10 protein-coding genes are annotated in these 14,541 nt (G+C 62.0%); 1 reads left to right on the top strand and 9 read right to left on the bottom strand.

From position 1 onward, the window contains the following. Positions 1 to 9 precede the first annotated feature (9 nt). On the top strand, positions 10 to 2,184 hold the full coding sequence (locus AC0Z6F_RS16140) for a hypothetical protein (protein WP_448122535.1): 2,175 nt from the start codon (positions 10 to 12) through the stop codon (positions 2,182 to 2,184). Here AC0Z6F_RS16140 and AC0Z6F_RS16135 read toward each other — a convergent pair. From AC0Z6F_RS16135 to AC0Z6F_RS16095, 9 genes are all read right to left on the bottom strand, one after another. Continuing rightward, positions 2,148 to 3,101 carry a glycosyltransferase gene (locus tag AC0Z6F_RS16135; protein ID WP_448122534.1) on the bottom strand — a complete coding sequence of 318 codons (954 nt, stop codon included), beginning with the start codon at positions 3,099 to 3,101 and terminating at the stop codon, positions 2,148 to 2,150. The two genes, AC0Z6F_RS16140 and AC0Z6F_RS16135, sit on opposite strands and share 37 nt — an antisense overlap. A 104-nt stretch (positions 3,102 to 3,205) precedes the next feature. Further along, positions 3,206 to 5,230 carry a glycosyltransferase family 2 protein gene (locus tag AC0Z6F_RS16130; protein WP_485619105.1) on the bottom strand — a complete coding sequence of 675 codons (2,025 nt, stop codon included), beginning with the start codon at positions 5,228 to 5,230 and terminating at the stop codon, positions 3,206 to 3,208. A 19-nt stretch (positions 5,231 to 5,249) separates the two neighbouring features. Continuing rightward, positions 5,250 to 7,421 carry a glycosyltransferase gene (locus AC0Z6F_RS16125; protein WP_448122532.1) on the bottom strand — a complete coding sequence of 724 codons (2,172 nt, stop codon included), beginning with the start codon at positions 7,419 to 7,421 and terminating at the stop codon, positions 5,250 to 5,252. A 2-nt stretch (positions 7,422 to 7,423) separates the two neighbouring features. After that, positions 7,424 to 9,664 carry a class I SAM-dependent methyltransferase gene (locus tag AC0Z6F_RS16120; protein ID WP_448122531.1) on the bottom strand — a complete coding sequence of 747 codons (2,241 nt, stop codon included), beginning with the start codon at positions 9,662 to 9,664 and terminating at the stop codon, positions 7,424 to 7,426. Beyond that, positions 9,665 to 10,390 (bottom strand): ABC transporter ATP-binding protein, encoded by a 726-nt coding sequence (locus tag AC0Z6F_RS16115; protein WP_012509968.1) that lies wholly within the window; start codon positions 10,388 to 10,390, stop codon positions 9,665 to 9,667. Positions 10,391 to 10,394: 4 nt separating this feature from the next. Then, positions 10,395 to 11,255 (bottom strand): ABC transporter permease, encoded by an 861-nt coding sequence (locus tag AC0Z6F_RS16110; RefSeq protein ID WP_012509967.1) that lies wholly within the window; start codon positions 11,253 to 11,255, stop codon positions 10,395 to 10,397. Further along, the gene (locus tag AC0Z6F_RS16105) at positions 11,252 to 12,424 is read right to left on the bottom strand and encodes a cystathionine gamma-synthase (RefSeq protein WP_485617720.1); all 1,173 of its coding nucleotides are present in this window, start codon (positions 12,422 to 12,424) and stop codon (positions 11,252 to 11,254) included. Before AC0Z6F_RS16105 ends, AC0Z6F_RS16110 begins: the two co-directional genes overlap by 4 nt. A gap of 123 nt (positions 12,425 to 12,547) precedes the next feature. Then, positions 12,548 to 13,918 carry a pyridoxal-phosphate dependent enzyme gene (locus AC0Z6F_RS16100; protein WP_485617722.1) on the bottom strand — a complete coding sequence of 457 codons (1,371 nt, stop codon included), beginning with the start codon at positions 13,916 to 13,918 and terminating at the stop codon, positions 12,548 to 12,550. A 366-nt stretch (positions 13,919 to 14,284) separates the two neighbouring features. Continuing rightward, positions 14,285 to 14,521: an HP1242/YdcH family protein gene (locus AC0Z6F_RS16095; RefSeq protein ID WP_012509964.1), complete on the bottom strand. Its 237-nt coding sequence runs from the start codon at positions 14,519 to 14,521 to the stop codon at positions 14,285 to 14,287. Positions 14,522 to 14,541: the final 20 nt, after the last annotated feature.

Here is a 14,541-nt window from a genome sequence, read left to right as displayed (position 1 = left end):
AGGCTGAGAATGATTACCAGAAAGCCCAGGCTCGCCTTGGCATCATGTGCTGCCGCCTGTGGATTGCTGTTGGCGGTGTCTGTACTGTTTCCATCGAGCCGTTTCGACAACCTCGCAATCGCCTGGAAGACGCTCGTACTGATCATGTCAGCGGCCTTGGCCAGTGCAGGCGTGCTGCTGCTCCTGATGCGAACGCGCGACCAATGGGAACCCCTCGCGCTGCGTGTCCGCCTGGGCTGGATCACCAGCTGCATCCTCACCGGCTGGCTGCTGACCTGGATGATTCCATTCGACCCGGCACCGGCAACAACGCTGCAGGTGGAGATAGAGACCCTCGGTAAGGGCACTCCCGAATCCAAGGGCTCAGAAGTCTGGGTCCGCCTCATAGCTGATGGCCGTGATGCCGGGCTGCGCGACGTCGAGGCGGGTCCAAGCTGGACTGCGGCCAATGGCTACCTTATTTCTCCGATCAACAGCCCACCGGACAAGATCCACTGGAACGGCCATTATTCCAGCGACGTCTACGTGGAGTTCTTCACCCACCCATGGTCTGGGCAGGCAATCCTGCGCTCGGCCGGCAAAGAACAGCACTACAACCTCTACAGCCCCACCGGTGGCGAGATCCGGGTTCGCCTGGCCGGAGCTGTCCCCAATCCACACTTCCTTACGCTTCCCTCGCGGACGCCCTTGCAGTACGTGGTGCAGGCTTGCCAGTCCGTGGCTCTTGGCCTGCTGCTGTTGGCCGGCTTCGGGCTGGCATCGCGTTGGCCATCGCCCTGGCAATCAGCACGGAACGATGAAGCGCAGCCCTCATTGGGCCGGGAAGTCTCGATCGCAGCACTGCCACTGCTGCTTGCCGGCAGCATCTTGCTGGTGTTGTTCCTGCCCGCCATCCTGACCACCGACTCATTGAACCAGTGGGCGCAGGCGGCAAGCGGCAGGTTCGATGACGCCCATCCGGTTCTGTATGCGTTCTACCTATGGTTCGTCCAGCAGATCCTGCCCAGCCCCACCCTTGCGGCCTGGCTGCAGCTGGCCGCTCTGGCACTGGCATCCGGATGGTTGGCGACTGTTGTCCGCCGCGCCTGCAACGCGCCGCGCTGGACATCGACGGCCGGCGGCCTGCTGCTGGCTGCGTATCCAGTGACGGCGTTGTCATCCATAACACTGTGGAAAGACGTCCCGTATGCAACCAGCGTGGTCGCGCTGACCGCCTTTGTCATTGGCAATACCTTCCTCGACCGACCAAGCCTGCGCAAGTGGTACAACTGCCTGGCGTTGGTGCTGCTCGCTGCCTGCTGCATGGCGCTGCGGCACAACGGACCTCCCGTAGCGGTCGCGGCCTTCTTGATCCTCCTGCTGCGGCCAGGTACCCGCATGCGGGTGCTGGCCTGCCTGCTGCTGGCTGCCAGCCTCATGTGGGGCATCAAGGGCCCGTTGGCCGACAGCGTGGGCACGCATCGCAGCAGTGCGGCTTACATGGCCTATACCCACCACCTGTCCGCGCATCTGGCAGCAGGCCAGAATCCGGAGTCTGCCGTGGACAACGCGATACTTGAAGCCGTCGACAGCGGAGCCAGCGACTGGCGATATCGCTGCTCGGTGGTGAACACGACCATCTTCAATGATCATTATGATATTCCGACGGCCGTGAAGCATCAGGATGACCTGTTCCGGATCTGGCTCGGCATGGCCCTGAAACGGCCGGATATCGAACTCGACCACGTGCTTTGTGCCAGCGGAATGGTCTGGCGCTACCGGACCTCGGGGCCCCTGTATCTCTATGTATTCGGCTTCGAGATCGGCGATGAGCAAAGTCTGCAATGGGTCCAGCCGGGACTGAGCGGTCCGCCACAGGCATCTGTGCTACCGAACGCAACCAACTGGATGGGCAAGACCCTGTTGAAGCCGCAGCTGGGACGCCTTTGGCGCCCCGCTCCTTTCCTGATCGCGCTGTGCCTGCTGACCGTAGTTGCGTGGAGGCGCACCGGTGATCGGCGCATACTGCTTGTGCCGATGCTGGTGCTGGTTCATAGCGCGATCCTGATGGTGGCGATCATTGCCCAGGACGCGCGCTATCAGCTTCCCCTCTACACGGTGTGCCTGATCGTCGCGCCAGCGCTCGCGCTGGCACGGCGGCGACCGCATCACAATCCGCTGGCAGCCGGGCGCGCCGCCGGATAACGCAGCAGGAGGCGATGCAATGCATACCGTGGCATCGCCGCCGTATCGTGCGAAAGGAAGGCCAGCAGCAGCTGCACCCCAAGAACCAATGGCAACGCTGCCAGCATGATGGTGCCGAGCGGGGTAATGAGGCCACCTTCCACTGAACCGATCCAGTGATACAGGCCGAACGCCATGCCGAACACGATCATCGGCACGGCAACCAGAAGCTCGAACGAGGCAATGTTCATGTCTCGCAGAAAGTAGCCATAGATGATGCGCTTGCTGGTATTGCGTACGTGCTTGGCGAGGAACTCGCCAACGATCTTCGATACCTTCAAGCCGCTTACTTCGTCACCGTAGCGGGCGTCCATCGGCACGTCGAGCACCTTTGCCCTCATCACATTGAGCCGGAACAGCATGTCGCTCTCGAAGAAGTATCGCGAGCTGATCGAGTCGTAAGGCAAGCGACGCGCAACTTCAGCGTGGATGGCGGTATAGCCGTTGGTCGGATCAAACAGGTCCCAATACCCGGTCGATGCCTTTGCCATGAACGACAATCCCAGGTTGCCAATCCGCCGCAGCAGGGGCATCGACTTGATCTCGCGCAGATCGAAGAACCGATTGCCCTTGGTGTAATCGGCATCAGCCCCGAGGATCGGCGACACAAATGCTTCGATCAATGCCGGGTCCATCTGGCCATCGCCATCGAGCTTGACGATGACCGTCGCGCCGTCCGCCACAGCGCAGCGGTAGCCATGCATGACGGCACCGCCTACGCCGGTATTCACGCGGTTGCGCAGCACAACCACACGAGGATCGCTGCAGCTCCGTTCGATCAGGTTGCCACTGCCATCAGGGCAGGCATCATCAACACAGTAGATGCGATCGACCTCGGGACCGATTTCAGCCAGCAACTCCAGGATCTGACGGGTCACCTTGTAGCACGGGATCACCACTGCTATGCCTCTATCCCACTCCATCGCCTTTCTCCAGCAACAATCATGTGTTTCTGCCCCGAACGGGGCATCTCAAAGACAACTCAGTGGCGCAACCGCCGCAACAGGGCCGACAATCTGTATCCCAGCCCGACGATGCGACTACGGCGCAATTCCTGCATCTCGTCGAGCGCCTCGACAACGCCCCCCAGCAACAGCCCGGATGAGCTCCCATCGATCCGCGGGGGAGCGGCCAGCGCCCCCAGCAGGTTCGGCGACACCACCGGCCCCTGCCCGATCAACGTCGCTCCACCCACCATCTCCGCATAAAGCAGGCTGTGGCGAGCGCGCATGGCCGGATCGTGGATCATTGAATCCGGTCGCTGTCGGTAGAAAAAATGGACGTCGTTGGTGACAATGAAACGACTGCCCTGCTGCAGCGCGCGCCGGTAAAGCTGCCAGTCTTCATAGGAACGCAGGCTTTCGTCATAGCCGAGTGCACGCAGTACCGAAGTTCGCGCCAGGCTGGTCGCCGTTGAGAAACGATTGCCCAGCGTACCGGAATCAAATGCCGCACCAACCATTGGCAAGCCCTGGCCGAGCCGCAACTCGTTCACATCAAGCGCAGATTCGTCACCGAAGAAGTAGGCGCAGCGGGGAACAACGAAGTCGTGCGCAGGGTGTCGCTGCAGTGCTCGTACGGCAATCGAAACAAACTCTGGTGACACCAGGTCATCAGCGTCCAGACATAGGGTGAACTCACCCTGCGCTGCGGCAACGCCGGCATTTCTGGCAGCAGACAATCCCTGGTTGAACTCAAGACGGACCACGCGCAGGCCAGCGTTGGGGCTTGCTTCCAGCTCTTCGATGAGCTGCACCGTGCCGGGATCCGTCGATCCATCGTCAACAACGATGACCTCCAGATCGCTCCATGAAAACTGCTGTATGTTGCGCAAGGTCTGCGGCAGCCAACGGCCCATGTTGTAGCAGGGCACGACCACGGAGACCTTGGCGGGGACCGGCGTACCAACGTCAAGCTTGGGCAGCGGCGGGGAAGGCCCCATCCGCAGGTGACGCGTGGGCACCCACTGCTGCGAAGCCCGCAGTGCTTCGAACAGCCCACGGGCATCCGTGTAGCCTAGATGGGTCCGCCCCTGTTCCCACCCCTGTGCGGCAGCCAGCGCCGGGTTGGCGACATCCACAATCAGGCTATGGCCATGAGCAAGCAGCTCCCGCGCCAGAGCCGAGCCTGCAGACCAGCGATCAGGCATGACCACACGCATGGGCGAAGCGCGCAGGCAATCTGCAGGCGCTTCCTGGAAACGATGGCGCAGGGCAGCAGGCACCACATACAGCACTTCGGATAGAAGCACAGGCTGGCAGACGACCGAGACCTGCAGCAGACCATCATTACTCTGCTGCAGGTAACCGGAAATAGCCCGCAGGCACTGCCTGAGAGCAGGCGCTTCGGTTGCGACGCAAGCCAGTGCTGAACCCACTGCATGGTACTCCAACATGAGCCCGGCCGGCTCCGGCAGCGTCGCCCGCAGGTGAAGCGGCCTCTGGCTGCCTGGAAGGAAGCGCTGCAAGGATTCTGCGATTGCCTGACTATCGACCAGAACCTGGTCGCATTGCTCCAGGCACATCCGCTCCATGTCCATCAACATCAGCGCAGCCATCTCGACATTGCGTCCCTGCCTCAGGACTTCGATGGCCTGGATGCCGTCAAACCGCAACATCACACGCGTAGTGTCAAACACCTCGGATAGAGCTCGCTCCTGGATAAGTGCGTAGGCCAGCGCACCACACGATGGAATCTCCACACAGTCCAGGTGCACATCCTGCTGCAGCGACCGCAGCGCTGCCATCACCGCCAATGACCAACCGAGCTGCTCCGCGTCACCACTGCGGCGGACATCAGGCAACCGTCGGCCCTGCATCGCATGCAAAGGCGAATCCACGCACAGCGTGCGTCTCTCTGCACACTCGTCGAGCAGGTCGGCGGGCGGCGCTCCTTCGCCAACGATCAGCACCGAAGCCGCGGGTATCGCGCGCAGGCGAGCACGCGCCAATGCAGCCCGCTCTCCGCCAACACGCCAACACGCCAGCTGGATGACGATCACATGCATCGATGCTGCCCCGGAACGCTCACCGCAATCGGCGATAGATCGGCGCCAGTCGCTGCACCGACCATTTACCCAAGCGCAGTACCCATGGCGCCCGCTTCTGCAGAAGCCTGGCAAGTGCCAAGGTGTAACGCACGGACTCGCTTTCCATCAGTGCCTGCAGCCGATAGGCCATTTCCGCGTTGGAGGCATCCCCCATGAACCCGCTCGGCGATACATGCGCACCGAAGATGAAGTACGCAGGTACCTCCAGTGAGCCGACACGCACGCGCTTGCGCTGCAGGCGCCGGCGCATCGCGATCTGGATCTGCTCCAAGTGCCGTTCATCTGGTTGCCCCTGATGCCGTGCAAGCACGTTCACGGCGGAAGTCACCATGAAGCGTGCACCCGACTGGCAGGCGCGCAGCATCATTTCCCATACTTCAAGTGCAGGGATGACGGGATCGAATGCAAAGCGCCTGGCGGCCTCGGTCCGGATCACGTAGCTTTCCGGCGCCAGGCGGTTCTCGTAGAGTCCTGCGAGGCGTCCTTCACCATAGAAAATGCGGAATCCATCCGGGGCGACATTGCCGGCGATCACATCATCGGGATCCACGGTCACGCCCACCTGCCCCACGACCACATCAAAATCCGGTTGCGACGCCAATGCGCTCACCGCGCCATTGAGGAAGCCCGGCAGCAACTGGTCACCACCACGCACGAATCCAGCAAACGGCGTCTCAACCAACGCAAGGCCCATGTTGCGCGCTACAGCGTCACCAACGGGCACCGCAAGCCGGTGCACGGACAAACGTGGATCATTGTTGCCCAGCTGGTCCAGCGCAGCGATATCGCGCGGGTCGCGCGAGGCATCGTCAATCACGATCAGCTTGTCAAGCGTCAGATTGGACGCGAGGATGCTGTCCAGCGAATTCAACACCCGGCCCGCGCTATCGCGATTGACGACGACTACGGTCAATTGCCTGTCCAGGGGAACGGCAGCAGGCACCGCCACCGGATCAAGCCCCTTCCAGGGAAGCGGGTCCTTCGGCACCTCGACCGGCGACAGTCGGCCGACGGTGCTTTCAAAAAGCCCGCAAAGCGCGCGTGCCAGGTCTTCGGCGCTGCCATCAAACGTGCTGCAGTTATATCCATCCCGCCACGGACTGCCCGGCCCGAAAGCCGGATTCTGCGCATTGAGCACGCAGGCTGCGCCTGACAGCGACGCCTCGTACGCAGCAAGGCAGAAAGACTCCCATGGCGACGGGAATACGCATACCGCGCCAGAAATGTTCTTCTCGCGCGCCGCACCGGTTACGCCACGGGCAAACACCACCCGGCTGCGCAGGTCCTCCGGCACCAGCGAGATGACATACTCCTGATAGTTCACATCAAAAGAATGCGCCAGGAAAACAATGTTGCCCTGATAACGCGGCCTGTCCCGCAGGAACTGGATGCAGCCACGGATGAAAGTATCCGGGCGCTTGATGTCCTGCAGTTTCGAAGTGAACAACAGCGGCGTTGTATCATCGATCACGGTGGTCTTCGTGACCGGCTGCATCGTATCCAGCAACACCGGCGGAGCATGCAGGCGCAGGCGTGGAGTCCACTCCTCCTCGCTGAAACCGTAGAACACGCGGAACGCCTCGGCAACCGGCGCGATCTGACCGACGATAAGGTCGCAATCGGCCAGTGCCTTTCGTTCCAGGTCAAAGAGATTCAACCCGTGCACACTCTGCACGCGCGGCTCAAAATCGGCCAGGATGCTGTCTGTGGTGTGCAGGCGCACGGCCAGCGTGGCCGTCGTCAATGCGCTGCCAAGCAGCTTTTCCTGGGTTGCGGCGAACGCAGGTGCCCCCCAGTCCACGAACTCGACATACTCAAGCGGGCCTTTCAGACGTTCCAGCTCGAGCAGCCCCTGCAGCACATGTACCGATTCCCAGTGCAGTATGCTGTGGGTGAACGCCGGCATTGGCGGGAAAATCTCCCCACGCTCGTCTACTTGTTGAAAGCGCGAATGCGGCCACGCGAGGAAGGTCACGACCGGGTGGGCGACCGCGAACGCATCCGCTTCGACGTTGTCGCCAACGTAAAGTACTGCCATCTCCGCGCGCTCTTCTTCCGGCGCGGTCATCAGCATGTTCGCGATCACGCGTCCAATGCCACCGGCGGTAAAGGGGAAAAGTTCGCGGGTAACAAAAACCCTCAAGCCCATTTTTAGATTTCCATAAATTCTGAGTATCGCTCGAAGGACAACGCCACCATCTGGCGCGAGTAGGACGACATCATGTCATCCATCTCTACTACGGGAGCCGCCAGCATCCGACGCAACGTCTGGCGCACATCGGCAACACTGAGAGGATCGGCCACCTGGGTAATCTCGACATAGGGATGGTCTTCCAGCGCATCCATCCCCAGACGTCCCCGCAGCGCGGGAGTACCTGCAGCAAGCGCCTCCAACTCCACCATCGGATGGCAATCGACGATTGAGGCATTCATCACTGCATCGGCTTGCGACATCGCCTCCATCATCTGCAATTGGCTGAGTTTTGGAAGACGCTTGACATTCTTGTCAACCCGGTACGGCAATGCGAAATCATCCGCCATCAGCCAGATGTTTGCCACTTCACCGGTCGCAGCCGCAGCCGCAGCATTCGTGAAGATGTTCTTGTGGATCAGGTTCCAGGACGGAATGAATACGGTGGCACCAGTCGCCCGCCGCGGAATGCGCTTGCCGGTATAGGCTGGCGGCATGTTGTAGAGCTGCCTCTGCCAGCCCGCTACGTCTGCAAGCGCCGCATGGGAACCTGCGCGCATGACACTGACCCTGCGGATCAGGCCGGTGCGGACCGCCTTGTAGGCCAGGGCGAACAGGCGCCGCTCTTCAGCATGGATCCACATCGAAGGCGCACCATGCCAGACCATGTAGATCCGGTCGAATCCAGCCGCAGCGAGACCTTTCACCCACTGCAACATGCCGTCGGAGAATCCATGGATAACCAGCCGATTCACCTTGTTGGCGGCAAGCAGACGGGCCACCTCCTCAACATCACCGGCGCCGGGCGCTGAGGTACTGGTCACCGCAAGCTTGTGCCCCGGCAGCGAGCCGCAGGCCGCGCGGATACCGAACCACTCCTGATGCATGATGTGGCATACCCGCTCATGCCCGACCACAGTCTGTGCGAAACGCAGGTCGCGACGGGCGTTGAATTCGTAGACCGAGGGTGCGGGCTGACCGACCGAGGCACTGCCACCGACCGGCGCGTCGAGGTATGGCATGGCGCCCTCGTCCGTCCGGCTGCTCAGGACTTGGCGGACCTGTTCACGAAGGCCCTGCTGCCATTGCAGGTGCTGGTTGGCGCTTTGCGCAGCTTCCAACCGGGCCTGCGCCTGCTCAAGCTCCCGCTCCTGCTGCGTCAGCGACTCGACAAGGGCCGCTTCACGCGCATGCAGCGCTTCGATCCGCTCCGAGGACTGGGCGTGCTGCGCAGAGGTCTCGCCCCCCAGCACGCCGATACGCGCCGCCAATGCCGGGAGCGCATCGATGGCTGCGGTAAGATGGGCGACGCCATCCAACAGGCCCACGTCATCGCCAAGATGCTGTCGCGCGATGTCCAGATTTCTTCGCGCGTGCTCTTCGGCCTGACGATAGAGTTCCACCGCATCGCGCATCTGCGCGATGCCGTCGCCAAGCGCGGCACTTTCCACTTCCATGCCACGCGCAACAGCCGTGGTAGCCTCCAGCGTCCGCAACAGGTAGTCACCGGCGGTGATCGGTTCAAACCCGTGGGCGCCCGGCACACGAAGCTGACGAAGGATCCCCGCAGCAGGTTCATGCAGAATGTAGATGGCATGGTCCGAAAGGATTCCGTCTTCGACGTCCACATTCATGTCAGGCGCCAACGTGCCGGCAAAATCATGACTCCAGCAACCTGCATGCCACAGGTTGGCCAGCAGGCTGATCGACACCGGTCGGTTCTCGATGAAGCACAGCCGCCCCTCGGGCGCCAGCAACGCACGCATCTGTGCAAGTGCGTCTGCCGCCTGTTCGCGGTTGTTGTGGATCAACACCGAGACGGTGAAGATCACATCAAACTGCTCACCCTGCATGGCCTCGGTCAATGAAGATCCGACGCGGATGCGGCGCCCGATGTCTACGGCCAGTTCAGCAGGCGGTTCACGTAGCAGCGGCTCCACCATCGCGGGGGAGATATCGAAACCGAAGTAGTCCACGAAGGCATGCTGCGGTAGCAACCGCGCAAGGCGTCCGAAGCCCACCCCGAAATCCAGTACCCGGACCGGCCGCCCCAGTTGTTCGGAACGCTCCGCGAGGAATCCCACCAGCCACGCTTCCTGCCTGGCGTAATTGCTGTTGCCTGCCTCACGCCGGACCTTCTGCTGGTCGGCATAGAGATCACCGCTCCTGTTGATCCAGTAGTCCCGGTTACGAGTATTCATTCAGGCACGGGCCTCTATCGGCTGATCGCTGGTGATGCGCCCATGCTCAAGATGCATGATGCGATTGCAGTTGGCGGCGATGATGTCCTGATTGTGGCTGGCCAGGACCAGAATGCTGGCTTTCTGTACGATTTCGGCGAGGCGCTGCTGAGCACGGGCGTTGAAGTCCGCATCGCCGACACCCAGCCACTCGTCCATCAACAGAATCTCTGCATCGAAACTGGTGGCAATCGAGAACGCCAAGCGCACCATCATGCCACTGGAGTACACGCGCACCGGCATGTTCACATAGGGACCAAGGCCCGAGAACTCGCAGATCTGCGGGATCTTGCTTTGGATCTCAGCGCGGGAAAGCCCATGCAGCAGACCCTTCAACCGGATGTTCTCGACGCCGGTTGCTTCGAAATCCATGCCCATCGTCACGTCCAACAGATTGGCAACGCGCCCCTGGCTGCGGATGTAGCCAGAAGTTGGCTCATAAACACCCGCAAGCGTTTTCAGCAACGTTGTCTTGCCTGCCCCGTTATGGCCGACGAGGCCTAGCTTGTCACCCTCACGCAGGTTGAAGGTGACGTTCTGGAGAGAATCCACCACGGTCACGTTGCGGCTGGTGGGAGCCACTCGCCCGCCGGTAACAGCGGACATGATGGCTCCCTTCATGGAGCGATTGTTGGTGCCATAGATCGGCAGCTGCACGCTGCAGTCGACCACTTCAATGAAGGTCATGGTGTTACACCCACAGCGAGATCTTGTGGCGATTTGCCGCCAGGAAGGGAAGCGCGATCACAAACGCCGCAGCGATGAAGGCGAGTACGAAGTAGTACGAGTGCGCTTCCGGAACCTGTCCCATCAGTGGCATGCGCACGATCTGGATGAAGTGGTAGATCGGATTGATATCGGCAACCCAACGATGCGGACCCAGCATGTCCGCCTTCCAGATAATCGGCGTCATGAAGAAACCAAGCTGCATGAAATTCGCGATCGCAGGATGGAGGTCACGGAAGCGGGCCGAGAGCAGGCCAAAGATAGCCGTGACCGGAATCGTCGCAAGCACGATTAGGGCAACGCCCGGCAGAGCAAGCAGCCAGACCAGTTCAGGTTCGATTTTGAGGAATATGACGAACGGCAGGTAGGCGATCGCGCCGTGCAGGAACACGATGAACGTGCGTGTCACCAGCCGCATCACATGCAAGGTCATCGGCAGGCGCATCGAACGGATCAGGTTTTCGGAGGCAGTGAACGTCGTGCAGCCCTCCTGGACGGTCGTCGAGATGTAGATCCAGACGATGTCACCCAGGGCGATATAGGGCAGGTACTCCCGCAGGTTCATGCGGAACAGCTGGCTGTAGAGCAGGCCGATACCCAGAATCAGCACGAACATGCTGATGGTGATCCAGAATGGCCCGAGCACCGAACGGCGATACTTGTGCTTGATATCCAGCAGCGCCAGTGACGTCCATGCGCGCCAGGCAGCCATGCCCTCGGAAACGTCGCGAATGAATGCAGGCAGCGCCTTCATCTGGGTGTCATGGCTGCTGATGCGTGCTCGGCGGCGAGCAATTTCCGCCTTCAGAATCGTTTCATTGTTCACTTCAAAGCCTCTCCCAGATCCACCTGCAGATCCCCCAGATCCTCAACACCCACGCTCAGCCGTACCAGCGCATCGCTGATCCCCAGCTGCTCACGACGCGCCACCGGGATCGACGCATGCGTCATCACCGCCGGGTGGTTGACCAGGCTTTCCACGCCGCCCAGCGACTCGGCCAGAGTGAACAGTTCGGTCTTCTCGCAGAAGCGCTTGGCCGCGTCGAAACCGCCCTTGAGCACGATCGAGACGATGCCGCCGTACCCGGCCATCTGCTTGCCGGCCAGTTCGTGCTGCGGGTGCGAGGCCAGGCCCGGGTAGATCACCTTCTCCACCGCCGGGTGCTTTTCCAGCCACTGGGCCAGGGCCAGCGCATTGGCACAGTGCGCCTTCATGCGCAGCGGCAGGGTCTTCAGGCCACGCAGGGCCAGGAAGCTGTCGAACGGGCCCTGCACGCCACCCACCGAGTTCTGCAGGAAGGCCATCTGATCGGCCAGTTCGGCGTTGTCACCGACCACGACCATGCCGCCGACCATGTCCGAGTGGCCATTGAGGTACTTGGTGGCCGAATGCAGGACCAGGTCCGCGCCCAGCTCCAGCGGACGCTGCAGCATCGGCGAGGCGAAGGTGTTGTCGACCACTACGATCAGGCCATGGCGCTTGGCGATGGCGGCGACCGCAGCGATGTCGACGATCTTCAGCATCGGATTGGTCGGGGTCTCGATCCAGACCATCTTCGTCTTCGGCGTGATGGAGGCTTCAAACGCCGCCAGATCGGTCAGGTCGACGAAGCTGAAGTCCAGCGCAGCGGTGCGGCGACGCACGCGCTCGAACAGGCGGAAGCTGCCGCCATAGATGTCGTCCATCGCCACCACGTGGCTGCCGGCATCCAGCAGCTCGATCACGGTGGAGCTGGCAGCCATGCCCGAAGCGAAGGCGAAGCCACGGGTGCCACCTTCCAGCGAGGCCACGCAACGCTCGTAGGCGAAGCGGGTCGGGTTGTGGGTACGCGAGTACTCGAAGCCCTGGTGCTCGCCCGGGCTGGACTGCGCATAGGTCGAGGTGGCGTAGATCGGCGGCATCACCGCGCCGGTGCTCGGGTCGGGCGACTGGCCGCCATGGATGGCCAGGGTGGCCAGCGCCAGCGCGCGGTCCGGGGAAGAAGCGTTGGACATGTCGTTTCCTGATTGGCGCCGATGACCGGCACCGTCGAAGGAGCGGGAGTCTATCAGCGCGGCCTTAACGAGCTTTGACGCGGATAAACCGGGATTCAGCAGCGATCTGCGGCGATAAACGCCTTACTGAACGCGCCGACGCAGGTAATTCAGCAGGTCGATGCGGGTGATCAGGCCGAGGAAGGTGTCACCGTCCATCACGATGGCCACCTGGCCGCGGTCGAACACCGGCAACAGCGCTTCGATCGGCGACTTCACGTCCAGCCGGTCCAGCTTGCTGACCATTGCGGTCGCCACCGGGTCGCGGAAACGGGCTTCATCGCCATAGACATGCAGCAGCACGTCGCTTTCATCGACGATACCGACCAGCTGATCGCCGTCCAGCACCGGCAGCTGCGACACGTCATACAGCTTCATGCGCTGGTAGGCCGTGGTCAGCAGGTCGTTCGGGCCGATCACCACGGTGTCGCGCTGGCCGTACGGACGCAGGATCAGGTCGCGCAGGTCGCCGTGCTGCGGGCGCTGCAGGAAACCGTTGTCCAGCATCCAGTAGTCGTTGTACATCTTCGACAGGTACTTGTTGCCGGTATCCGGCACCAGCACCAGCACTTTCTTCGGCGTGGTCTGCTCCTTGCAGTACTTCAGCGCCGCCGCCAGCAGGGTGCCGGTCGACGAACCGCCGAGGATGCCTTCCTTGCCCAGCAGCTCGCGTGCGGTGTGGAAGCTCTCGGCGTCGCTGATGGCATAAGCCTTCTTGACGCGACTGAAATCGGAGATCGACGGCAGGAAGTCCTCGCCGATGCCTTCCACCAGCCAGCTGCCCGACTTGTCGTTCAGATTGCCGTCGTTGATGTATTCGGCCAGGATCGAACCAACCGGATCGGCCAGCACCAGCTCGGTCTTCGGCGACAGCTTGGCGAAGGCGCGCGACAGGCCGGTCATGGTGCCGGAACTGCCGCAGCCGAACACGATGGCATCGAGGTCGCCGCCCATCTGCTCGAGGATTTCCGGGCCAGTACCGAATTCATGCGCGGCCGGGTTGTCCGGGTTGCCGAACTGGTTGATGAAGTAGGCGCCCGGGGTCTGCTCGGCGATGGTCTTGGCCAGGTCCTGGTAATACTCGGGATGGCCCTTGGCCACGTCCGAGCGAGTCAAGCGCACTTCGGCACCCATCGCCTTCAGATTGAAGATCTTTTCGCGGCTCATCTTGTCGGGAACGACCAGGATCAGCTTGTAGCCCTTCTGCTGCGCTACCAGGGCCAGGCCCAGGCCGGTGTTGCCGGCGGTGCCCTCGACCAGGGTCGCGCCTGGCTTCAGGTCGCCGCGCTTTTCCGCTGCCTCGATCATCGACAGGCCGATGCGATCCTTGATCGACCCGCCCGGGTTGGCGCTCTCCAGCTTCAGGTAGAGCTCGCAGACACCGGTGTCCAGGCGCTGGGCCTTGACGATCGGGGTCTGGCCGATGAGTTCGAGGACGGAAGAGTGGATGGGCATTCGGGGACTTTCGGTTCGCGCCACGCAGGGCCGGACCGATGATTATCCGACGGATGGCGATGAAAGTCAGGCGCTGCCGCATGCCCTGTAGAGCCGAGCCCACGCTCGGCTGCCCCACCATGCTCGGCTGCCTGCTGTAGAGCCGAGCCATGCTCGGCTGAACACCCAAAAGGGATGCGGGCGGCCCCGGATCGACGAGGAGACCGGTACCGCCCGCATCGGTGAGTTGTGCCTGCAGGCCAAGGCACCACCGCCTGTGGTGCCTTGGCGCGGCCGCCTCATCGGCGGTGCCGCGATGCCGGGGCAGGAGCGCCCGGCAGGGCCATCTCTGGCCGGGTCACGCCGTTCCGGGCGTGACGGGGTGCGTCAATGCGCGGGGGACGTCGTTGGAAGCGGTGTCTCGTACATTCGCAGAAGACGTTGCTTGGCCAGCAGCTTCTCACGCTTCATGCGACCCAGGGTGACATCATCGATCGGGAGTACACCCAACTCCGCGTCCATGCACTTCTTGTTCAACTTGCGGTGCTGGTCATGGAGTGCCCGGAACTCCGGATCGCGCGCGCGGCGGGCGTCGATCTCGCTCTGGGGCTGATCTTCAAACATGATGGACCTCCTTCGACAGA

This window comes from Stenotrophomonas sp. 1L-E-5-B-C3 (assembly GCF_057292075.1).
This window is presented reverse-complemented; position numbering and strand designations above follow the sequence as displayed.